Source organism: Leyella stercorea (genome assembly GCF_019052365.1).
Lineage (GTDB): Bacteria > Bacteroidota > Bacteroidia > Bacteroidales > Bacteroidaceae > Prevotella.
In genome coordinates, this window is record NZ_JAHQUY010000025.1 from 19,428 (window position 1) to 41,680 (window position 22,253).

15 protein-coding genes and 1 pseudogene are annotated in these 22,253 nt (G+C 48.3%); 13 read left to right on the forward strand and 3 right to left on the reverse strand.

The window, feature by feature from the left end:
• Positions 1–102 precede the first annotated feature (102 nt).
• The 5 genes from KTQ90_RS06275 to KTQ90_RS06295 are packed head-to-tail and all read left to right on the forward strand — an operon-like array spanning position 103 to position 9,816.
• On the forward strand, positions 103–1,326 hold the full coding sequence (locus tag KTQ90_RS06275; protein ID WP_217317636.1) for a glycoside hydrolase family 5 protein: 1,224 nt from the start codon (positions 103–105) through the stop codon (positions 1,324–1,326).
• 50 nt (positions 1,327–1,376) lie between these two features.
• Complete coding sequence (locus KTQ90_RS06280; RefSeq protein ID WP_022158205.1) at positions 1,377–4,553, forward strand: SusC/RagA family TonB-linked outer membrane protein; 3,177 nt, start codon at positions 1,377–1,379, stop codon at positions 4,551–4,553.
• Positions 4,554–4,611: 58 nt separating this feature from the next.
• Positions 4,612–6,387: a SusD/RagB family nutrient-binding outer membrane lipoprotein gene (locus KTQ90_RS06285; RefSeq protein ID WP_217317637.1), complete on the forward strand. Its 1,776-nt coding sequence runs from the start codon at positions 4,612–4,614 to the stop codon at positions 6,385–6,387.
• A 57-nt stretch (positions 6,388–6,444) separates the two neighbouring features.
• Entirely contained in the window at positions 6,445–7,431 is a 987-nt protein-coding gene (locus KTQ90_RS06290; protein WP_254359382.1) for a hypothetical protein, read from the forward strand.
• Positions 7,432–7,482: 51 nt separating this feature from the next.
• Entirely contained in the window at positions 7,483–9,816 is a 2,334-nt protein-coding gene (locus KTQ90_RS06295) for a glycoside hydrolase family 3 N-terminal domain-containing protein (RefSeq protein WP_217317639.1), read from the forward strand.
• A 364-nt stretch (positions 9,817–10,180) separates the two neighbouring features.
• Here the strand turns inward: KTQ90_RS06295 and KTQ90_RS06300 are convergent, their stop codons facing one another.
• Complete coding sequence (locus KTQ90_RS06300) at positions 10,181–11,086, reverse strand: helix-turn-helix domain-containing protein (protein WP_022158210.1); 906 nt, start codon at positions 11,084–11,086, stop codon at positions 10,181–10,183.
• Positions 11,087–11,205: 119 nt separating this feature from the next.
• Between KTQ90_RS06300 and KTQ90_RS06305 the strand changes: the two genes are divergently transcribed.
• Both KTQ90_RS06305 and KTQ90_RS06310 read left to right on the forward strand, forming a co-directional pair.
• A complete protein-coding gene (locus KTQ90_RS06305) occupies positions 11,206–11,658 on the forward strand; it encodes a cupin domain-containing protein (protein WP_118355066.1) in 453 nt (150 codons plus the stop codon).
• Positions 11,659–11,664: 6 nt separating this feature from the next.
• Positions 11,665–12,429, forward strand: a complete 765-nt coding sequence (locus KTQ90_RS06310; protein ID WP_217317640.1) for an MBL fold metallo-hydrolase — start codon at positions 11,665–11,667, stop codon at positions 12,427–12,429.
• Positions 12,430–12,751: 322 nt separating this feature from the next.
• On the opposite strand, the gene KTQ90_RS06315 is transcribed toward KTQ90_RS06310, so the two are convergent.
• Positions 12,752–13,603, reverse strand: a complete 852-nt coding sequence (locus tag KTQ90_RS06315; RefSeq protein ID WP_022158213.1) for a glycoside hydrolase family 25 protein — start codon at positions 13,601–13,603, stop codon at positions 12,752–12,754.
• Positions 13,604–13,689: 86 nt separating this feature from the next.
• On the reverse strand, positions 13,690–15,339 hold the full coding sequence (locus KTQ90_RS06320; RefSeq protein WP_217317641.1) for a diphosphate--fructose-6-phosphate 1-phosphotransferase: 1,650 nt from the start codon (positions 15,337–15,339) through the stop codon (positions 13,690–13,692).
• 208 nt (positions 15,340–15,547) lie between these two features.
• Between KTQ90_RS06320 and KTQ90_RS06325 the strand changes: the two genes are divergently transcribed.
• The 6 genes and pseudogenes from KTQ90_RS06325 to KTQ90_RS06350 form a co-directional block, all read left to right on the forward strand.
• Positions 15,548–15,820, forward strand: a complete 273-nt coding sequence (locus KTQ90_RS06325) for a hypothetical protein (RefSeq protein ID WP_217317643.1) — start codon at positions 15,548–15,550, stop codon at positions 15,818–15,820.
• 38 nt (positions 15,821–15,858) lie between these two features.
• Positions 15,859–16,422 (forward strand): 1-acyl-sn-glycerol-3-phosphate acyltransferase, encoded by a 564-nt coding sequence (locus KTQ90_RS06330; RefSeq protein ID WP_217317644.1) that lies wholly within the window; start codon positions 15,859–15,861, stop codon positions 16,420–16,422.
• Between the two features lies 1 nt (position 16,423).
• Positions 16,424–19,327, forward strand: a complete 2,904-nt coding sequence (locus KTQ90_RS06335; protein ID WP_217317645.1) for a golvesin C-terminal-like domain-containing protein — start codon at positions 16,424–16,426, stop codon at positions 19,325–19,327.
• Between the two features lie 71 nt (positions 19,328–19,398).
• On the forward strand, positions 19,399–21,159 hold the full coding sequence (gene aspS / locus KTQ90_RS06340; RefSeq protein WP_217317646.1) for an aspartate--tRNA ligase: 1,761 nt from the start codon (positions 19,399–19,401) through the stop codon (positions 21,157–21,159).
• Positions 21,160–21,347: 188 nt separating this feature from the next.
• Positions 21,348–21,659 (forward strand): winged helix-turn-helix domain-containing protein, encoded by a 312-nt coding sequence (locus KTQ90_RS06345; protein ID WP_217317647.1) that lies wholly within the window; start codon positions 21,348–21,350, stop codon positions 21,657–21,659.
• A 170-nt stretch (positions 21,660–21,829) separates the two neighbouring features.
• Positions 21,830–22,253: pseudogene (locus tag KTQ90_RS06350) on the forward strand (IS1634 family transposase); the annotation flags it as partial.

Below are 22,253 nucleotides of genomic sequence, written 5' to 3' on the forward strand. Positions count from 1 at the left end.
TTTGTTATCTAACCCTCTTGAAGTTCCTTTTCTCTATCTTTGCAGCCAGAATCTGTTACGCACAGTTTTTAAAAACCGAAACAATAACAATTTACCCATAAAATGAAAAGGAATTTTTTGACATTTAGCCTCTTTTTAATAGGCATCTTCACATGTTTCTCATGCGAAGCAAACACGTTGCAGAATGACCCATCCAAAGGTTCTGATGGCGTATGCGAATCCATGCCTACTGCCCAGCAATGGAATAAAGATGTTGTGGGATGGAATCTTGGAAATGCGTTTGAGTGCTCAGCTCCTGGTCAGGATGGTGAGTCGATGCAGATTGGCAACCCTGATGGTTCCATCCATGCAGAGACAGCTTGGGGCAATCCCGTTGTTACCAAGAAGATGATACAAGCTGTGAAGAAGGCAGGTTTCAATGCCATCCGTATTCCAATCCGTTGGCAGTGCCACATTACCAATGCTCAGGCGATGAGCATCGACAAGGCTTGGATTGCTCGTATTAAGGAGGTAGTGGGTTGGTGTCTGGATAATGACCTCAAGGTTATCATCAATGCGCATCATGAAAAATGGCTCGAAAGTCGTCCTACCTATCAATATAAGGAAGAAAACTGCCAAAAGCTTGCGCTCCTCTGGATGAATATTGCCTCTGAGTTTGCCAATTATGACAGTCGCTTGGCTTTCGCCGGTACCAATGAGGTTCACGTCAGGGACAACTGGAGCAAGCCTACTGCCGAGAATCTCGAAGTGCAGAATGCTTACAATCAGACATTCGTGGATATGGTTCGTGCCACAGGCGGCAACAATGCCAAACGCCACCTGATCTTACAGACTTACGTTTGCAACCCTTGGTTTGGCATTGAGAATGGAGGATTCGTCATTCCGAAGGATACCGAAGGCAATGGCAACAACTATATGAGTGTGGAATTCCACTACTATCAACCATGGAGCTACGCCGGCGATTGCACCTACGATTACTGGGGTGATGCCTACAAGGATGCTGGCAAGACACCTGCTGACAACGAGAAGACGATGACGGATTTCTTCGATAAGGTGGTGAATACCTGGAGCAACAAAGGACTGGGTGTCGTAATAGGAGAATGGGGAGTTACCGACCACTATAAGTCAAACTCTGTGAAAGTGCATGAAAACATGACTTACTATTGTAAGTTCTTGACTACGGAGGCTCGCAAACGAGGCTTCTCTACTTTCGTTTGGGACAACAACTACTTTGGTAACGGCTCTGAGAAGTATGGCATCTTCGACCGTTTCAAGAGTATGAAGGTGAATGCTCCTTGGATTCTTGAGGGAATCTTTCAGAAGTAATGATATGATAATAAGATGATTATTTTAAACCTATAAAGAAAATAAGAACTATGAGAAAGAAAACAAAGTTTCTCGGCATGCTCGGTGCAGGTTTGATGTGGATGCCTACTTCGGCCATCCTCGCTGCCCAGATGAACAATGCTGCTATGAGCGTTCAGCAGAACCAAGGCATCAAGGGTACAGTGGTGGATGCCACTGGCGAAACCTTGATTGGTGCAAGCGTGAAGGTGGCTGGTACAACCAACGGTGTCGTTACCGATCTGGATGGTAACTTTACGCTGAATTGCAAGCCTGGAGCCACACTCGAAGTGAGCTACGTCGGTTACAAGACAATGACCGTGAAAGCTGCTGATGGTATGAAAATCAAGATGCAAGAGGATGGTAAAGCTTTGAATGAGGTAGTTGTCACCGCCCTCGGTATCAAACGAGACCGCAAGGCTCTCGGCTATGGCTTGGAGGAAGTGAAGGGTGAGGAACTCACCAAGGCGAAGGAAACCAACGTCATCAACTCTCTTTCAGGTAAGGTGGCTGGTCTCGTCGTGCAGAACACCGCTGGCGGTGCTTCTGGTTCTACACGTGTGCTTCTCCGTGGTAATACGGAAATGGCAGGCAACAACCAGCCTCTCTACGTGGTGGATGGTGTGCCTTTGGATAATACCAACTTTGGCAGCGCTGGCGAAGCTGGTGGCTATGACCTCGGTGATGGTATCTCTGCCATCAACCCTGACGACATCGAGACGATGAGCGTATTGAAAGGTCCTGCTGCCTCTGCCCTCTATGGTAGCCGTGCTTCTCATGGTGTTATCTTGATTACGACCAAGAAGGCGGCGAAGGATAAGATTGGTGTAGAGTACAATGGTTCTTTCACTGTCGATACACAGTTGGCTAAGTGGGACGACATCCAGGAGATATATGGCGCTGGCTACAATGGCGAGCTTCCTAATGCGAGCACCTCTGGCACCAATGCCAGTTGGGGACCTAAGGCCGATGACTTCATGTTCAAGTACTTTGATGGTGAGGAGCGTCCATTCAAGATGCATCCTAACAACGCCTCCGATTTCTTCCGCACAGGTTTCACCACCCAGAACTCTGCCATCCTCTCAGTTAATTCCGGTAAGACGGGTATGCGTTTCTCTGTTACCGATATGCGCAACAAGGACATCCTGCCTAACACCAATATGAGCCGTGACAACTTCAACCTCCGTGTGAATACCTCAGCTGGTCCTGTTGATTTCGATTTCACCGCCAACTATACTCGTGAGAAGGTGAAGAACCGCCCTGCATTGGGAGACTCTCAGAGCAACGTGGGTAAGAACCTCATGACCCTGGCGGGTACCTACGATCAGGCTTGGTTGAAGCACTATGAGGATGCCGACGGTAGCTACTCCAACTGGAATGGTAACGACCAGTATAATAGAAATCCATACTGGGATCTCTACAAGAACCGCAATACATCCGACAAGGACGTGTTCCGTTTTACGGGTAAGGCCATCTGGAACATCAACAAGCACCTCAAGTTGCAGGGTACCATCGGTACCGATATCAACAGCATGAACTTCGAGGACTTCATCGCCAAGACAACTCCTGGTACTCCTGCCGGAAAGCTTACCGACCAAATCTTCAAAAACCGCACACTCAACGCCGAGATACTCGCCCTCTACAACAACTCATGGGGCGACTTCGATGTCAACGCTACCGCAGGTGGTAACATCTTCAAGGTGAACAACAAGACCACTACCAACATCGGTCTTAACCAGCAGATGAATGGCATCAAGAACATCATGAACTATCAGGAGCAGAATACTCGCGAGAGTATGTACAAGAAGCAGATCAGTTCTCTCTATGCCAGTGCGAGCCTCGGCTACAAGCATACTTATTATCTGGAGGGAACTCTCCGTGGCGATAAGTCATCTACGCTCCCTGTCAATAACAATACATACGTATATCCTTCGGTATCTGGTAGCTTGGTATTCTCCGAGTTTATCAAGAACAAGAAGTTCATCAATTACGGTAAGATTCGCGCATCTTGGGCAAAGGTAGGTAGCGATACCGATCCATACTTGTTGGCACTCAACTATACCACGGGCAAGTACAGCTACTCGGGTTATACCATCGGTATGATAGCCAACTCAACACAGCCAAACAAGAATTTGAAGCCTACTATGACAGGTTCTTACGAGGTAGGTTTGGAGATGAAGTTCTTCAACGGACGCTTGGGCTTGGATGCCACCTATTACAACCAGAACTCCAAGAACCAGATTTTGAGCTTGGCTTCAACCACTACCTCTGGCTATGCTTACCGCCTCATCAATGCCGGTGAAATTCAGAACCAGGGTATCGAGATTGCCCTCAATGCCCGTGCCTTGCAGATCAAGGACTTCGCTTGGGACTTGGGTGTCAACTTCTCGAAGAATTCCAACAAGGTGAAGTCGCTCACCAATGGCATGGACTACTTCGAGTTGGCGAAGGCATACTGGTGCGGTGTTTCTGTAGGTGCCAAGGTGGGTGAGAACTATGGAGCTATCCGTGGACACGACTTCCTCTACAACGACAAGGGTCAGGTGGTTGTCGATGCAGCTACTGGTCTTCCAAAGGTTGACCAGGAAATCAAGACCATCGGCAACTCTTCTTGGGATTGGACTGGTGGTTTCTATACCACATTCTCTTACAAGAACTTCCGCCTCTCTGCTTCATTCGATGTGAAGGTAGGTGCCGACATCTACTCTATGTCCATGCGTTCTGCATACCAGACTGGTAAGGCAAAGGGAACATTGGCAGGTCGTGAGGAGTGGTACACTTCCGAGGAGGCTCGCAAGGCTTCGGGTATGGACCTTACAGCATGGCGTGCAGCAGGTAACTGCAAGGGATTTGTCGTAGATGGTGTCATCGACAATGGCGACGGTACTTATCGCAAGAACGACATCGCCGTGAACCCTGAAGATTACTGGAAGCATGTGGCAAATGGCGTGCAGAGTGCCTTCGTTTACGACAACTCTTACGTGAAGTGTCGTGAGATTACTTTCGGCTATACCTTCCCAGAGAGCATACTGGGCAAGTATGTCAAGGGCTTGACCGTATCCTTCGTGGCTCGTAACCCATTCATCGTTTGGAAGAACATTCCTAACATCGACCCAGACTCCAGCTACAACACCTCAGGTCTCGGTCTGGAATTTGGTTCCCTGCCATCTCGCAAGAGTTATGGTTTGAACGTGAACGTGAAGTTCTAATCTCGAAAAAATGAATCAATTTCTTTAGAAGAGTTCTAATATATAATAATGTAAGAAAATGAACAATATAATCAAGAAATATATAGGTAAGAGCAGCCTGATGATGGCTTTCGCCCTGATGGCAACCGGCACAGCGATGACTTCATGCTCTGATGATACCTTGAGCAACATCAATACCGACAAGACCAAGGTGAGCGAGCTCGACCCTAACGCACAGTTGACAACAGCTTTGTTGCAGACTTACGGTGACTTCAGTCTGATGGATACCTACCGTAACTATATAACTGGTTTCCCACAGTATTTCGCTGGTGGTTGGAATGTAACCAATTACGCTGGTTCTAATTTCAAAGAAGATGATATGTCCCGTCGAGTTTGGGACCGCTATTATGAAATCGGTATCAAGAACCTTGTGGATGCCATCAACAATTCTGCTGACAAGGCAAACTTGAATGCGGCACTTCGTATCCATCGTGTCTATCTCACGGCAGTTTTGGCAGATACCTACGGTGACGTGCCTTGTTCGGAGGCAGGTCTGGGTTATATCTCAGGTATCTCCACCCCTAAGTATGATACCGTAGAGGAACTCTACAGCTGGTTCTTTGACGAACTTGACGCTTGCGAGAAGCAGCTTGGCACAGGTACCGACCGCATTTCTGGTGATGTCACCAGCATGGGTGGTGATGTAGCTCAGTGGAAGAAGTATGCCAATGCACTCCGTATGCGCTACGCCATGCGCATTTCCGATGTTAATCCACAGAAGGCAAAGGAGGAGTTTGAGAAGGCTGTGGCTGCTGGTGCTATCGCCAGTGCTGCCGATGATGCTTATATCAAGTATGCTGATTCTCCATTTACCTATTATGATGGAGCCAACGACTACGATTTCCGTGCCAATGCATTGAGCGAGACTCTCTATGGTCAGGATGCCACATCGCCTACCATGGTATGCTCTACCTTGTTCTATCAGTTGCAGAATACCAACGACCCTCGTCTCTATCGCATCTGCCGTCACTACTACAATATCAAGCGTAGTCAGGTGAAGCCAGATAAAGAGCAGAACATCGACTTGACCGATGATTTCCTGGCTTACTTCCAGAGCAAGGAGCTCGGTGAGGAGCCTTGCAACCCTGGTGCAGCTTGGTACACAGACTGGATGAATCCAGCTACGGTGGATGACCTTCCTACTTTGAAGAAGTATGCAGAGATAGACGAGAACACTTATGCCAACTCTGATTATATAGCCCGAGCTGGTCGTCCTTGCCTGAACATCGACTTCGAGATGCCTTCTTGTCCTGGCGACTTGATTAGCTATGCTGAGGTGGAGTTCCTCAAGGCTGAGGCTGCAACCAAGGGTTGGAATGTAGGTGGTGGTGATGCTGAGAGCCACTACGAGGCTGGTGTTCGTGCCAGCATGGAGTTGCTCAACAACTACTATCTTACATCCAACAAGATTTCCAAGGAAGAGATAGATGCGTTCATTGCCAGCAATCCGTTGGGTGACAATCCTAAGGAGACCATCAATACCCAGGCTTGGATTCTCCACATGATGAACCCTTCTGAGGGTTGGGCTAACATGCGCCGCTCTGACTATCCTGCCATCTTGAATCGTGATCTCTTGACCAAGAATGGTTTCACTTATACTGATTCTAACTGGTCAATGCCTGTCCGCTTGCAGTATCCTGAGATGGAAGGTCAGTACAACAATGCCAACTACAAGGCTGCCATCGACCGCATGGGTGGTACAGACGATTGGCATAAGCGCCTCTGGTGGGACAAGGCTGATGTAAACCTTCAGCCAGACTTTAATCCTCCATTCGGAAAGGGATATAGCGAGTAGTGTTTAATGTTAAGTTTTATAGGACAATAGATAGAATAATTAATTATGAATAAGACAATGAAACAATATAAGGGAAAAGTCTTGAAGGCTATGATGATGCTCTTAGCCATGAGTTTCGCACTGGCTGGCACATCTACCTTGTCTTCTTGCTCTTCTGACGATGATCCATACTTCACTGTCAGCGAAAATGACGATCCACGTATCTTGAACACCGACTTGGCTGATTCCAAGATAGACCGCAAGACTAATTATAAGTTGGAAATCAGAGTGACTCCTGTTCACTATACCACTGTGACATGGTTGCTCGACGGCACGCAGATTTATGAAGGTACTACCATCGACCAGACTTTGCCTATAGGTAATCATGAACTGAAGATTGTGGCAACCACCACCAAGGGCAAGAGCACATCTCGCACCTTGAACGTTACCGTGACTCCTGCTGCCGATGACCCTGCCTTGGGTACCAATGCAAACGAGCTTTGGGTAGCTCCAGGAGAAACAACAACCATCCACAATTGCAAGAACCTGGGACTCGTTAAGAAAGTCCTCATCGCTGATAAGGAGGTTGCCTTCGAAGTTCTCGATGAGGGTACGACATTGAAAGTTACTACTCCTTCCGGCCTCGCCAATGGCGATTACGACATTACATTGGTAGATGGCAATGGCGTACAGTTCCCTGGCGGTACCATCAAGGTAACCACCGAGGCTCGCCCATCTATGGAGAACACCCTCTGGGAAGGTGAGTTTGCCGTGACATGTGGTACACCATTCGATGCCTTGAAGGACACCTTCCTCTCAAAGGTGAAGGCTGGCACCATCCTCCGTGTCTATGTAGATGGAAATGGCCAGGGTACTGCTGTCACTTCTTGGTGGAACAACATCCTTACCGGTAAGGGCGACCCAGAGCGTGGCGACATCATGGTGAATGGACCTGCTAAATGGGAGTTTGAACTGACCGACCTCTCTATCCAACTCTTGACAGAGCAGCAAGGTCTCCTCATCGTGGGTGATGGTTATACCGTAAAGAAAGTAACTATCGAATAAAATATTAGAAAGAATCTCGTTATTATCATATAACGTCAAATCTTAGAACTTATGAAGAAATTATTTTCATCTATTTTCATGTTGGCATTTGCTTATACAACCAGTGCCAAGGTTCCAGTTATCAAGAGCGACCCTAAGATCGAGGCTCAGGTAGAACAGACCCTGAAGAAACTCACCTTGGAGGAAAAGGTAGGTCAGATGATGGAATTGGTGACCGACCTCTTTGGTGCAAACGACAAGAACGGTGTGTTCTATATCGACGAGCACAAGACCGATTCTATCCTTTCTCGCTATAAGATTGGCTCTATCCTCAACGCTCCTAACACTTGTGCGCCAACCGCCAAGCAGTGGGAGAAGTATATCTCTCAGATTCAGAAGATTTCGATGAAGCGCATCGGCATCCCTTGTGTCTTCGGTCTTGATCAGAACCACGGTTCTACTTATACTCAAGACGGAACCCTCTTCCCGCAGAACATCAATGTAGCTGCCACCTTCAATCGTGAGATAGCTCGTCGTTCGGCTGAGGCTACTGCTTATGAGACTCGTGCCGTGAGCGTGCCTTGGACTTACAGTCCTACCGTTGACCTCGGTCGTGATGCCCGTTGGCCCCGCATCTGGGAGAACTTTGGCGAAGATTGCTACCTCAGTTCAGAGATGGGCAAGGCGATGGTCTATGGTTTCCAGGGCGAGGACCCAAACAACATCGACCAGTATCACATCGCCACTTCAATGAAACACTTTATGGGCTATGGCGTACCTTGGACTGGTAAAGACCGTACGCCAGCCTATATCTCTCCTGCCGATTTGCGCGAGAAGCACTTCGCTCCTTTCCTGGCGGGTCTGCAGGCTGGAGCCTTGACAGTGATGGTGAATTCCGCTTCCGTCAACGGTATGCCGATGCACGCCAACAAGGAAATCCTGACAGGATGGCTGAAGGAACAGACAGGATGGGATGGTGTGTTGGTTACCGACTGGGCAGACGTCAACAACCTCTATACTCGCGAGATGATAGCTAAGGATAAGAAGGATGCGCTCCGCATCGCCATCAATGCCGGTATCGACATGATTATGGAACCTTATTCTTGCGATGCTTGTGGCTACCTTATCGAATTGGTGAAAGAAGGCAAGATTCCGATGAGTCGCATCGATGATGCCTGCCGTCGTGTGCTTCGCATGAAGTACCGTCTCGACCTTTTCAAGAACCCAACCCAGAAACTGAAGAATTATCCTAAGTTTGGTGGCGAGGAGTTTGCCAAGCTCGCCTTAGAGGGAGCTACCGAGAGTATGGTGCTCTTAAAGAACGAGAAGTTGCAGGATGGCAATCCTGTCTTGCCTCTCGCCAAGGGCAAGAAGATTCTCCTCACTGGTCCTAATGCCAATCAGATGCGCTGCCTGGACGGTGGATGGAGCTATACTTGGCAGGGCCATCGTACCGATGAGTTTGCCGGCAAGTACAATACCATCTATGAGGCTTTCTGCAATCAGTATGGCAAGGAGAACGTTATCTTGAATCAGGGCGTTACCTATAATGAGAAGGGCAAGTACTGGGAGGAGAACGAACCTCAGATTCAGGGCGCAGTTGATGCAGCAAAAGATGCTGATGTTATTGTAGCTTGCATCGGTGAGAACTCTTATACCGAGACTCCGGGCAACCTGACCGACCTCTGGCTTTCTGAGAACCAGCGCAATTTGGTGAAGGAACTTTCTAAGACCGGCAAGCCTGTCATTCTGGTCTTGAATGAAGGTCGTCCTCGTCTCATCGCCGACATCGAACCATTGGCACAGGGCATCATCGACATCCTTATCCCTGGCAATATGGGCGGCGATGCCTTGGTAAACTTGGTATCGGGCAAGTCAAACTTCAGTGGCAAGATGCCTTACACCTATCCTAAGGAAATCAATTCGCTCGCTAACTACGATTTCAAGAAGAGTGAGGAGGTGGGTACGATGGAAGGTGCTTACGACTACAATGCGAAGATTACCCAGCAGTGGGGCTTCGGACATGGTTTGAGCTACACCTCTTACAAATATAGCAACCTGAAGGTTTCCCAGTCTGATTTCCGCCACGGCGACATCATCAAGGTGAGCGTGGATGTGAAGAATACGGGTAAGGTTGCGGGCAAAGAGAGCGTTCTTCTGTTCAGCAGCGACCTTATTGCCAGCATGGTTCCTGATGGTCGTCGCCTCCGTGCTTTCGATAAAATAGAGCTTCAGCCGGGCGAAACAAAGACTGTCACCTTCAATTTGAATGCCGATGATCTTGCTTTCGTAGGTTATGATGGCAAGTGGGTATTGGAGGAAGGCGATTTCAAACTGATGATTGCCGACCAGAGTGCAGATATACATTGTGATAAAACTTATCAATGGCAATCGGCTAACAGATAAGCCAATCATATTGGTAAATGGTAAAGTGAGTTTATAAAGGAGTGTACCCATTTTGTGGTACACTCTTTTTTTTTGACTTCGTCACTCAAAAAAACACTTTGACAAAGATGTATCCGCTTGCCTTTTGCATCCTGAGCGGGCAACGCGTGTGCACCCGTAATAATATGAGCAATCTTTCTTCTGGCATATACGTCGTGGCTGGTAAGAAGTTTGTTGTTAAGTAATGTATGAACGTCAAATATTGAAGGCGGATGCCTTGGCGGATGATTTCTGCCAAGGCATCCGCTTTCTATATGCGATAAAGTGTATAATCTGTTTCAAGTGCCGTTCGTTTATTGTAAAGTTCTTGCGCTTAATAATTTTTCTATTCTGCGGTAAACTGTTGTCCTTTATATTCTTCTTTAAACTCCGTAACCGTCTGTCCAGTTTGTTTTTTGAAGAAACGCATTAAATGTCCAGGCTCCGAGAAATTGAATTCGTATGCCAATTCACTGGTAGTTTTGTCAGTGAATAATATTTCATTCTTGATTTCTGCAAGTAGACGTTGTTTCAGCAGATGTACAGCCGTTTGCCCATATTGTGCCTGTACAGAAGCATTCAATGTGATGCGGCTGATGTTCAGCATGGCTGCATAGTCGGCCACTTGCTGGTATTGGCGAATATGTTTCTCTAAGAGTTGTTTGAACTCAAAGGCATGGTGGTTCTTGGGGGCATCAAAAGGCAGATGGTATTGAGCAGAATACCTACGATTAAGGGTCATGAGCAGATAATGAAGCAAGGATACGATGATGTGATAGCTGTCGGCAAGAGGATGGTTGAGTTCTTCTTTTATCCGCACAAGCAAACGCTCGTATTCTTGTTGTTCCATAGCAGTAGCCGACAGATAGGGTGGAAAATCTGTTTGATAGCAATAAAGCAAACGATAAGTAAAGAAAGGATCGGCAAGATAGGTTGAAAGAAAATCATCACGGAAAATAAGGAAACGATAATCCGTTTGGCTTTCATCAATATGCCACTCCTGATGGATGTGCGGCGAAAGTATCAGCACCGTATTGTCTTTCAACACGATATGTTGAAAGCCATAACGCAGCCACCCGGATGCTTTCCTGAAGAAAAACAACTCGAAGAAGTTGGTTTTGAAAGACGGATACTCCATCAATACGCCTCGCAAACGCTCGTGCGTATCGGTATTGATGTTGAAATCTACACCACATTCTGTTTTGCTGAAAGGAACTTGTGTAAGTTCTTGGGGATGACTCTCTAATTTCATGCAACAAAAGTACGAATAATTAATGGTTTATCAAAATGGTAGAGCACATATTATTAATGGTAGAATGTTTCTTTGATTTATGCACTACCTTTGCACTCGTAATCAAAACAAATAACATTATGAAAGAAATTAAAATTGCAGAAAAAGGTGAGAACTTCACCACGGTCAACGTAGGTAAGTTGAATGAAATTAAGGACTATGAGTTGGCTATGGGCAATTTCTCTATCCCGGGAAAGATGTTTGCTGGACATGCACTACAAGCAACAGGCGCAGAATTGTCTTTCCAAAGTCTTGCAGCTGGGCAGGATTATGGCACACGCCATACCCATAAAACCCACGAAGAGCTTTATTTCATTCTTAAAGGTGAAGGCATTTTCGATGTAGACGGCAAACGATTTCCCGTTTCAGAAGGAAGCATCGTGCGAATTGCGCCCAATGGCAAACGTGCTTTCAAAAACACAGGCAGCAGCGAAATGCTCGTGCTTTGCGTACAATATAAGGCAAATTCGTTCTCTGATGATGATGAACCTCTGAAGGATGCTATTATGTTGGAGGCCAATGTTAAACTTTAATAAACAATGAATATCCAGCAAGTAAGAAACGCAACGATAATCGTTGAATATGGGGGAAAGAAAATTCTGATTGACCCCATGTTGGGAAAGAAAGGCTGCATGCCTCCTTTCCCCTTTAGTAGAAATCAACACCTGCGCAACCCACTTCATGAACTACCTTTTCCTGTAGAAGAGATGTTAAAAGGTGTGGATGCTGTATTGCTTACCCATCTACACGATGACCATATCGATGAGGCGGCCTATGAAATGATACCTAAAGATATGCGATTTTTTGTGCAAGACGAAAACAATCGGCAGGCGGTGATGTCGCATGGATTTAATCATGTGGAAGTTGTCGGCGACAATACAAGGGTTGGGGAAGTGAACATACAAAAGGCCGAAAGCCAGCATGGTAATTTCATCATGAAGTATCCTGCTGGGCATACATCGGGTTATGTATTCACTCATCCACAAGAAAAGACGCTCTATCACGCCGGAGATACCATCTGGTATGCTGGTGTAAAGCGCAATTTGAAGCGTTTTCGCCCCGAGGTTATCACCCTTAATGCAGGTGGCAATGGCTTTCGCTTGGGTGGACGCGTTATTATGAACGATGAAGATGTGGTAAAAGTTGCTGCTGCTGCACCTAATGCAAAGATATTTGTGACGCATCTTGAAGGCGTAAACCATAATAGCGTGACGCATGAAATGGTGAGAAAGCGTGCGGAAGTGGCAGGAATTTTAGACCGCGTCTTTATTCCTGAAGACGGTGAAATGGTAGAGGATTTGTAAAGAATAAAGGAAGAAATATGGTAAAAACACTCATTGGAACGAAAGAGGTGCGTGGCATCATGATTTAAGGCCAACATTATGGGTTATATCAAATCATACTATCCCCATTTGTTCCCACTTTATGAAGAAATCTATTTGCATAAAGACCGAACATATTGGAAGCAATTGGAGCAAGAGGCTGCGAAAATGGCGCAGGAGGCTCAATGTAAGTATGTGGATAATTTATATATATGATTAAAGCATTGTTATTGATGGTCTGATACCAAACAGCAAAAATAATTATTATAAACGTAGCGGAGGCTGGAGACCTCCGCTACGTTTTCTAATCCTGGTTTCCGATTGTGAGTTTCTTCAGCGCATAGAACGAACCGTTGAAGATATTGAAGTCGACGTAGCCCTTTATGCCGGGCAGCTTTCCTGCGTCGGTGTGCTGCCAGAAGTGCCACGTGCCCTTGTATTCCACCTTATCTACATAGTAATGCGCTATCCAGTAGGGATAGTCGTCGAATACGGGTGCGTCCAGATAGTTCTCCTTAAATTTATAATATGTGTATATGATAGGCTTCACGTGGTATTTGTCCTCTACGATGTGCAGCCATGTAAGAATGTCGCGCTGGAAATCTTCCACATTGCGGTCCTGCGGCTTGTGCTCCACGTCGAGCACAGGCGGAAGGTCGCCGTTCTCCAGTCGCACTTGTTTCAGGAAGAAGTAAGCCTGGTCGCGAGCCGACGATTTGTTGCTCCAGAAGTGATAGGCACCACGAATCAGTCCGTGTTCGCGTGCCTGACGGAAGTTCTCCTTGAACTTGTTGTCGGTGCGCGACGAACCCTCGGTCGACTTTATCATGACGAAGCGCAGCGGATAGCCCTCGATATTGCTGTCGCGCAGCTTGTCCCAGTCGATAGTGCCTTGATAATGGGAAATGTCGATGCCGTGAATCTCGTAGCCGGCGGGATAGTTGGTGTCGCCGAAGAGCGCACGCCAGCGAAATCCGGTAGGACTGACGAAGTAGGAGTAGAAAGCCCACATATACACGCATACGCATATAGCAGAACTTGTCCACCATACGGCACGCGGGTTGCGAGAGAGTAGGGCGGAGAGGCTTGAGCGGCGCTTTTGCTTGGTCGTGGAGCGTCGTTTGCGTGGTTTGTATGTGCGTTTGTTTGCTTCCATATTTTTACATAAAAAAAGAAGAGCAGAATGACCATTGTCACTCTGCTCTTTCTGTATTAATTCTTTAGTTTTGAACAAGCAGAGGTTTACTTAGCCTGCTCAAGCTTCAGAGTCTTTGTAGTCTGGTCGCATACTTCTGCCGGACCCCAGTACTGAACCGGACCCGGGTAGACGTAGCAGTCGTTCTTAGCCCACTCCTCGCGGTGAGCAGCGAGGTACTTGTAAGGAGCGCCATCGAGCTCAACGAGAGCCTTGCGGATAACCGGCTTGTTAGCACCGTTACGACGCTCGATGTTCATCATCATTGTGATAGGCACACCACCTGCGATCCACTGCTCTGCAGGCGCTGTTGTGTTCTTGATGACAGACATGTAGCCAGTCTTGCCGTTGCTGATGAGGCGTGAAGCGTTGAAGCCGAGTGAGTAGCAGTAGTCAGCGTCGTAGTTAGACGGAGCTGCGCAACGTCCCTCGTAGCCGAAGAAGTGGTGCTGAGCAGAGAAGTGACCGTTGAACTTGCCCTCTTCCTTCCAAGCCTCGAGCTTAGTAGCTACCATGCGAGAGAGAAGCTTCTCAGTCTCGATGAGCGATACCTGAACGTTGCCGTGCGGGTCGCGGTCGAGGCAGAGCTGACGAGCTACGTCCTCAGGAAGCGACTCGAGAACAGCGAGGTTGTCCTTAGCGATATTGTTCTTAACGAAGTCGATCTGCTCCTCTTCGTTTGCAAACTCGCGTGACTCGCCAGTTGTCGGGTCGGTGAGCACCTCGTTGAGCTCAGCGATGAGCTTCTTGATAGCCGGGATGAACTCGATGAGACCCTCCGGGATGAGTACAGTACCGAAGTTGTTGCCGTCAGCAGCGCGGTCTGCAACAATCTTAGCGATGTATGTTACAACGTCGTCGAGCGACATCTCCTTAGTCTCGATCTCCTCAGAGATGAGGCATACGTTAGGCTGTGTCTGCAGTGCGCACTCAAGAGCGATGTGAGAAGCCGAACGGCCCATGAGCTTGATGAAGTGCCAGTACTTGCGTGCTGAGTTACAGTCGCGCTGGATGTTGCCGATAAGCTCTGAGTATGTCTTGCAAGCTGTGTCGAAACCGAAAGAAGTCTCGATCTGCTCGTTCTTCAAGTCGCCGTCGATGGTCTTCGGGCAGCCGATAACCTGAACGCCGTACTTCTTAGCTGCATAGTACTCAGCGAGTACACATGCGTTGGTGTTAGAGTCGTCGCCACCGATGATTACGAGAGCCTTGATGCCGAGCTCGCGAAGAATCTCGATGCCCTTCTCAAACTGCTCTTCCTTCTCGAGCTTTGTACGACCTGAACCGATGATGTCGAAACCGCCAGTGTTGCGGTACTGATCCATAAGCTCTGATGTGATCTCGATGTAGTTGTGGTCAACCAAGCCGCCAGGGCCGAGGATGAAACCATAGAGCTTGTTCTCTGGATTCAATGATTTAATACCGTCAAACAATCCTGAAATTACGTTGTGGCCACCAGGAGCCTGACCTCCTGAAAGGATAACGCCTACGTTGAATGCAGGAAACTCTGTCTTCTCGCCAGCCTCAAAAGTGATAACAGGCATTCCGTATGTGTTCGGGAACAACGCCTTGATCTCTTCCTGGTTACCTACTGACTGTGTTGCCTCACCCTCTACGGCCTTAACCGGACCCTGGAGAGCCTTAGGCAATTTGGGCTGATAAGCAGCTCTTGCAATCTGCAATGCACTAATTTCCATGTGAATTTAAATAATTAAAATATGTAATGTATAAATAGATACTTTTTTTGCACTGCAAAAATACACTTTTTCTGTGACATACAGAAAAAAACTAAAAGAAAACGAACAATTTGAAGTTTTTTATAAAGAATACTTGTTGCATATTATTTTTTTTCCTATCTTTGGCGTGTTAATTTAATCTTTTAATCAATAATCATTTTAATTTGTTATGGCAAACAAAAGAAACCTGAAACGCAATATCAACTATGTTTGTAGCGAACTTTTCTCAGAGGCAGTAGCTGCTTCAATGTACAGTTCAAAGACAACAGAGGAGGATGTGAACGCATTGCTCGCTTCTATCCTTGTTATACACAACGACTATGTGCGCCGCGTGTCGCACCAGGAGCCGGGCCTTGCGCCGAAGCTCTTCTACAAGGATCTTGTGAACAGCTTCAACAAGCAGGTGTCTGAGATTGTTGACCAGGTGGTTAACCTCGGCTAATCGAAATTTTAAATCAAATATAAACATAAACAAACACAATGAGTTTTTTGCAACGCATTTGCAAGACACTGTTGTATAAGCGCATGGGGTGGACCACTCATATAGAAGTGGACCACCCCGAAAAGTATATACTCTGTCTTGCTCCACATACCAGCAACTGGGACTTTATTATCGGTCTTCTCTACTCGCGTGCTGAGGGCATCAAGGCTAACTTCCTCATGAAGAAGGAGTGGTTCTTCTGGCCGCTTGGCGTATGGTTCCGCCATCTCGGTGGTATACCCGTTAACCGTTCGAAGCATACAAGCATGACCGACGCTATGGCAGAGGCTGCGCGTCGCGAGCCAAACTTCAAGCTTTGCGTTACGCCGGAAGGCACACGCTCGCTCAACCCTAACTGGAAGAAGGGCTTCTACTTCATCGCATTGAAAGCCGAACTGCCTATCTTGCTCTACGGTCTCGACTTCGAACGCAAACTGATAGAATGTACGCAGATGATTGTGCCTACGGGCGATGTGGATGCGGACATGAAGCGCATAAAGACTTATTTCAAAGACTTCAAGGGAAAGAACCCTGAATTGTTCACCGTCGGTGAACTTGACTAATATGAGAAACAGATTTTTGTCGGTTTTGGTGTTCGCAGCCGCTCTGATGGCGCTTCCTGCTACGGCAGGATCGCACAAGACGCTGTCGGCGGCTCAGCTGGATACTCGTCTTAAGAACTATGTGCTCGCCACACGAGCAAAGAATGTCGTCTACGCCGTACAGCCGTATATGGAGTCGTACAGCGTAGACGATGTTCGTCGTGTGCTCACGCTGAATGTGAGCATAGGCTTTGCCACGCAGAACTTTACGGAGAAAAGCGTGGGCTATTATTATAAACGTCTTGCCAAGGCTTTGCCAAAACCTTATAATCGCTATCAGCTGCGCATCAACACGGCTGGTATGCCTATAGAGCAACTCGTACCTGGCGCAAAGCTGCGTAGCGGTAGCGCACCCGGAGGATGGGGACGCATCAACTACGATGGCGCGCCGTGGGTGATGAACGAGTCGCAACCCAACTTCGTGTCGCACGGACTCTTCGACCGTCACATTTCTCTTTGGCAGTCGCACGGCATCTATTTCGACCAAAAGAAGAGACGCTGGAAGTGGCAGCGTCCAAACCTTTTCTGCACCAACGAAGACCTCTTTACACAGACTATCGTTGTGCCTTATCTCATTCCGATGCTCGAGAACGCCGGCGCTGTGGTCTACACACCGCGCGAGCGCGACTGGCAACGCAATGAGGTGATAGTAGACAACGACGGGTCGAGAGGATACGTAGAGGACGACGGTCGCGAGAAATGGCGCTCTACCGAAGAACGTGGCTTCGCTTTCCATCGCGGCATGTATCGCGACGGCGAGAATCCGTTCGAGCAGGGCACAGCACGCATGGTGCGAACAACGAAGAAAAGCAACGAGTCGTGGGCGGCGTATCAGCCAACCATACAGCAGTCGGGTCGCTACGCAGTATACGTGAGCTATCAGACTGTAGCCAAGAGCGTAAGCGATGCGCAATATATCGTCGTACACAAGGGCGAACGCACTTTGTTCCGCGTAAACCAGCAGATGGGCGGCGGAACGTGGGTTTATCTCGGCACGTTCGACTTCGATGCAGGCAATAGCACCGCCAACCGTGTAATCGTTACCAACTCGTCTACGGAGAAAGGCGTTGTAACGACAGATGCTGTGCGCTTTGGTGGCGGTATGGGCAACATACAGCGTGGCGGATCGACAAGCGGCATGCCGCGCTGCCTTGAAGGTGCGCGATATAGTGCGCAATGGGCGGGCGCTCCTTACTCGGTTTATAGTAGCAAGAACGGCACTGACGACTATGCCGACGACATCAATACACGCTCGAATATGCTCAACTGGCTTGCAGGCGGGTCGGTATATGTGCCGACTCGCGAGGGAAAGAACGTGCCTTTCGAGCTTAGCCTTGCGGTGCATAGCGACGCCGGAGCCACACATGTACATGATTCTATCGTCGGTTCGCTGGCTATCTGCACCACCAACTTCAACGACGGACGTCTTGCTGCCGGCGTGTCGCGGCAGATTTCGCACGACTTCGCCAATATGCTCCTTACCGGCGTGCAGCGCGACCTTACAGCTACCTACGGCAAGTGGACACGCCGCTATCTGTGGGACCGCAACTACAGCGAGACTCGCAAGCCGGAAGTGCCTTCGGCGATTATTGAAACGCTGTCGCATCAGAACTTCGCTGATATGCGCCGCGCACTCGACCCTAACTTCCGCTTCACTCTCGCACGTTCGCTCTACAAAACCATACTGCGTTATGTGAACGGCAATCACTCGCTTGCGTGCGTTGTGCAGCCTTTGCCTGTAAGCAACTTCCGTATACAGCGAACAGCCAACAATCAGTTGCAGCTCTCGTGGTTGCCAATGAACGATCCGTTGGAGGCAAGCGCCGTGCCTACTACATATAATATATATATAGCAGAGGGCAGGGGCGGTTTCGACAATGGACGCAGCGTGACTGGCACATCGTTCACGTTCACGCCTAAGCCGAACGTGGTTTATCAGTTCCGTGTTACGGCTGTGAACCGCGGAGGCGAGAGCTTTCCGACGAACACGCTTGCAGCCTGCATCAGTGCTCAGGCAGGAGCGCGCGATGTACTTGTTGTAGACGGCTTTACGCGTCTTGCAGGTCCGGCGGTTGTTGACGACGGCACACGCCAAGGCTTCGACCTCGATGCTGATATGGGTGTTTCGCTCGGCATGAACGCAGGTTGGGTAGGCAGACAAATCGACTTCGATCGCTCGCGTGCAGGTAGTGAAGGTCCTGGCGCTTTAGGCTATTGCGAGGACGAACTTGCAGGCAAATTCTTTATGGGAAGACAACAGAACGAGTCGGTTTGCCACGTTGCGGACATCGCGGCGTCGGGTGCATACAATGTCGTAGCGTCGTCGGTTGAGGCTGTAGAGAACGGCTTTGTGAAACTTTCCGATTATCGCATCGTCGACTTGATGTTCGGATTGCAGAAAGACGATGGCTACTCGCTTGTGCGCTACAAGACCTTCTCGCAGTCGCTGCGCAAGGCGCTTGAGACTTACGTACGTGGCAACGGACGCGTACTCGTAAGCGGTGCGTATGTGGCGAGTGATATGCAGCTCGATGCTGAGCGCAGCTTCCTCTCCAATGTGTTTAAAGTAGGATTAGGCGGACAGAACAAGAATATCTCTACGAATCTTGTGAACGGACTCGGCATCAACTTCGACATCATACGCCGACCTAACGACCGTCATTACGCAGCACAGTCGGTAGACATCATCAATCCGCTTGCGCCGGCGTTCTGCGCTATGCGCTATGCCGACGGCACCGATGCTGCTGTGGCTTACGACGGCGCCGACCACAAGGCGTTTATCATGGGTTTCCCGATGGAGTGCATCAATAATGTGCGTTCGCGACAGCAGGTGATGAAGGCTGTAATGACATTTCTTGCCAAGTAATTTGGCTATTTCAAGCAAACACTATAACTTTGCATAGTTATTGAAGGAAAAACTAAAAAACATATAATATAATGTATAGAACGAATACATGCGGAGAGCTTCGTCTCTCTGATTGTGGCAAGACCGTGACTCTTGCCGGATGGGTACAGCGCACTCGCAAGATGGGTGGTATGACATTCGTTGACCTCCGCGACCGCTATGGTATCACACAGCTCGTCTTCAACGACTCTGACGACAGCGACCTTTGCGCACGTGCAGGCAAGCTCGGACGTGAGTTCTGCGTGCAGGTGACTGGCGTAGTGAACGAGCGTGAGAGCAAGAATGCAAATCTGCCTACTGGCGATATCGAGATTATCGCTAAGGAACTGAATGTCCTCTCGGAGAGTGTTACACCTCCGTTCACTATCGAGGACAACACCGACGGCGGCGACGATATCCGTATGAAGTATCGCTACCTCGACTTGCGCCGTCCGACAGTTCGCAAGAATCTCGAACTGCGTCACCGCATGACTATCCTCATCCGCAACTTCCTTGATGCGCAGAACTTCATCGAGGTGGAGACACCTATCCTCATCGGTTCTACACCTGAGGGTGCACGCGACTTCGTTGTGCCTTCACGCATGAACCCCGGACAGTTCTACGCTCTCCCACAGAGCCCGCAGACTCTGAAGCAGTTGCTCATGATCAGTGGTTTCGACCGCTACTTCCAGATTGCAAAGTGTTTCCGCGACGAGGATTTGCGTGCAGACCGTCAGCCAGAGTTTACTCAGATAGACTGCGAGATGTCTTTCGTTGACCAGGACGACGTTATCAACCTCTTCGAGGATATGGCTCGCCATCTGTTCAAGGAAGTACGCGGCGTTGAGTTGCCGGCTAAGCTGCAGCAGATGACATGGCACGAGGCTATGCGCCGTTTCGGTAGCGACAAGCCCGACTTGCGTTTCGGTATGGAGTTCGTAGAGCTCATGGACGTACTGAAGGGCACAGGCACATTCTCTGTATTCAATGAGGCAGAGTATATTGGCGGTATCTGCGTACCTGGTTGCGCCGACTACACACGCAAGCAGCTCGATCAGCTTACCGATTTCGTAAAGCGTCCGCAGGTAGGCGCAAAGGGCTTGGTTTACATCAAGTTTAACGCTGACGGCACAGTGAAGTCGTCTGTAGACAAGTTCTACACACCTGAGGTGCTCGCAAAGGTTAAGGAGACAACCGGCGCCAAGGATGGCGACCTCGTTCTTATCCTTTCTGGCGACAACGCCAACAAGACACGCGTTCAGCTCTGCTCTTTGCGTCTTGAGATGGGCGACCGTCTCGGTCTGCGCGACAAGAACAAGTTCGAGTGCTTGTGGATTATCGACTTCCCTCTCTTCGAGTGGAGCGACGAGGAGCAGCGCCTTATGGCTACTCACCATCCGTTCACAATGCCAAACCCGGACGATATCCCATTGCTCGACGAGCATCCTGAGCAGGTACGCGCTAAGGCATACGACTTTGTTTGCAACGGTATAGAGGTAGGCGGCGGTAGCCTCCGTATCCACGATAGCAAGCTGCAGGAGAAGATGTTCGGCATCCTCGGTTTCACAGAGGAGCGCGCCATGGCACAGTTCGGCTTCCTCATCAATGCCTTTAAGTACGGAGCACCACCTCACGCTGGTCTCGCATTCGGTCTCGACCGTTTCGTGTCTATCATGGCAGGTCTCGACTCTATCCGCGACTGCATCGCATTCCCGAAGAACAACAGCGGACGCGACGTGATGCTCGACGCTCCTTCTGCTATCGATCAGAAGCAGCTTGACGAACTTCAGTTGAAGGTAGATTTGAAAGCTTAGTAATCATTTTGATCACAATATACGTTGATGTAAATCAATAAATGTGAAAAATATTAAGAAAAAGTCCGGATTTCCGGACTTTTTTCGTATTTAGACGTTGCTTTTGGAAAATATTTAACTAATTTTGTAAACAAAGGGAACCCAAGCGTGTTGAACGTAAGGGACTTTATTAATGTTTTTATTAGATTATGGCAGAAAAGAAAGCAACAGAAAAGAAGGTAGCTGTAAAGAAGACAGCTACAAAGACTACAGCAACTAAGACTACTACAAAGCGTTGTGCTACAAAGAAGGCTGATGTAGTTGTGAATGTGGACGCAGAAAGCGTTGGCTTCCGCGCTGGTGATGTTTATCAGACACTGGCTGCAGCTGGCAAGGCACTGAGCGTTCAGGAAATCGCAAAGGCTGCTAACATCAGCAGCGAAGAAGTTTACCTCGGTATTGGCTGGCTCTTCAAGGAGGGCAAGGTAAAGAACGAAGAGAACCTCATCACCTTGGCATAAGCAAGGTAAAATTGCATAAGAAAGGAGCTTTTACATATCTTTATGTAACAGCTCCTTTTCTATTTCCTGACTTCGTCACTCAAAAAACATACATTTTATAACCTGTTGATAAACAATATTTTGTATTTTTGTGTCACCTAATATTGGGTGACACGAAAGATATTTTAACTATGTTTGTCCGCAAAAAGAAATATCCATCCGGCAATATCGGAGTTATTCTTGTTGAGAAAATCGGTGGCAAGATGAAGGAACTTGCTACGATTGGTGTTGCATATAATGAAGATGAGGTCGAAAATCTTGTCAATGAAGCGAAAGAATGGATTTCCAAGGAAGAATCCCGACGCCATCCACAACTCGATCTGTATGGTGAGGAGCGTGAGGCGTGCGACCGTGAACGAGAAGAAGTCCGCCGTGTTCTGTCCAATGTCAGCAACATCCTTCTCAACGGATGCGACTTGATATTTGACCGCACGTTTGACCGGATTGGTTTCAATTGTATTGACGATGAAGTGTTCCGCAAGCTAGTGAAAGCCCGTTTGGCATATCCAACGAGCAAGGCTGCTACGGTGGAATATCTGAAAAACCACTTTGACG

What these genes read in the sequence shown, in the direction of transcription:
- KTQ90_RS06315 (WP_022158213.1), bottom strand. Translation starts at nt 13,603, where the DNA reads ATGGAAGCAAACAAACGCACATACAAACCACGCAAACGACGCTCCACG.
- KTQ90_RS06320 (WP_217317641.1), bottom strand. Translation starts at nt 15,339, where the DNA reads ATGGAAATTAGTGCATTGCAGATTGCAAGAGCTGCTTATCAGCCCAAA.
- KTQ90_RS06280 (WP_022158205.1), top strand. Translation starts at nt 1,377, where the DNA reads ATGAGAAAGAAAACAAAGTTTCTCGGCATGCTCGGTGCAGGTTTGATG.
- KTQ90_RS06345 (WP_217317647.1), top strand. Translation starts at nt 21,348, where the DNA reads ATGGCAGAAAAGAAAGCAACAGAAAAGAAGGTAGCTGTAAAGAAGACA.
- KTQ90_RS06305 (WP_118355066.1), top strand. Translation starts at nt 11,206, where the DNA reads ATGAAAGAAATTAAAATTGCAGAAAAAGGTGAGAACTTCACCACGGTC.
- KTQ90_RS06310 (WP_217317640.1), top strand. Translation starts at nt 11,665, where the DNA reads ATGAATATCCAGCAAGTAAGAAACGCAACGATAATCGTTGAATATGGG.
- KTQ90_RS06290 (WP_254359382.1), top strand. Translation starts at nt 6,445, where the DNA reads ATGAAACAATATAAGGGAAAAGTCTTGAAGGCTATGATGATGCTCTTA.
- KTQ90_RS06275 (WP_217317636.1), top strand. Translation starts at nt 103, where the DNA reads ATGAAAAGGAATTTTTTGACATTTAGCCTCTTTTTAATAGGCATCTTC.
- aspS (WP_217317646.1), top strand. Translation starts at nt 19,399, where the DNA reads ATGTATAGAACGAATACATGCGGAGAGCTTCGTCTCTCTGATTGTGGC.
- KTQ90_RS06285 (WP_217317637.1), top strand. Translation starts at nt 4,612, where the DNA reads ATGAACAATATAATCAAGAAATATATAGGTAAGAGCAGCCTGATGATG.
- KTQ90_RS06335 (WP_217317645.1), top strand. Translation starts at nt 16,424, where the DNA reads ATGAGAAACAGATTTTTGTCGGTTTTGGTGTTCGCAGCCGCTCTGATG.
- KTQ90_RS06295 (WP_217317639.1), top strand. Translation starts at nt 7,483, where the DNA reads ATGAAGAAATTATTTTCATCTATTTTCATGTTGGCATTTGCTTATACA.
- KTQ90_RS06300 (WP_022158210.1), bottom strand. Translation starts at nt 11,086, where the DNA reads ATGAAATTAGAGAGTCATCCCCAAGAACTTACACAAGTTCCTTTCAGC.
- KTQ90_RS06325 (WP_217317643.1), top strand. Translation starts at nt 15,548, where the DNA reads ATGGCAAACAAAAGAAACCTGAAACGCAATATCAACTATGTTTGTAGC.
- KTQ90_RS06330 (WP_217317644.1), top strand. Translation starts at nt 15,859, where the DNA reads ATGAGTTTTTTGCAACGCATTTGCAAGACACTGTTGTATAAGCGCATG.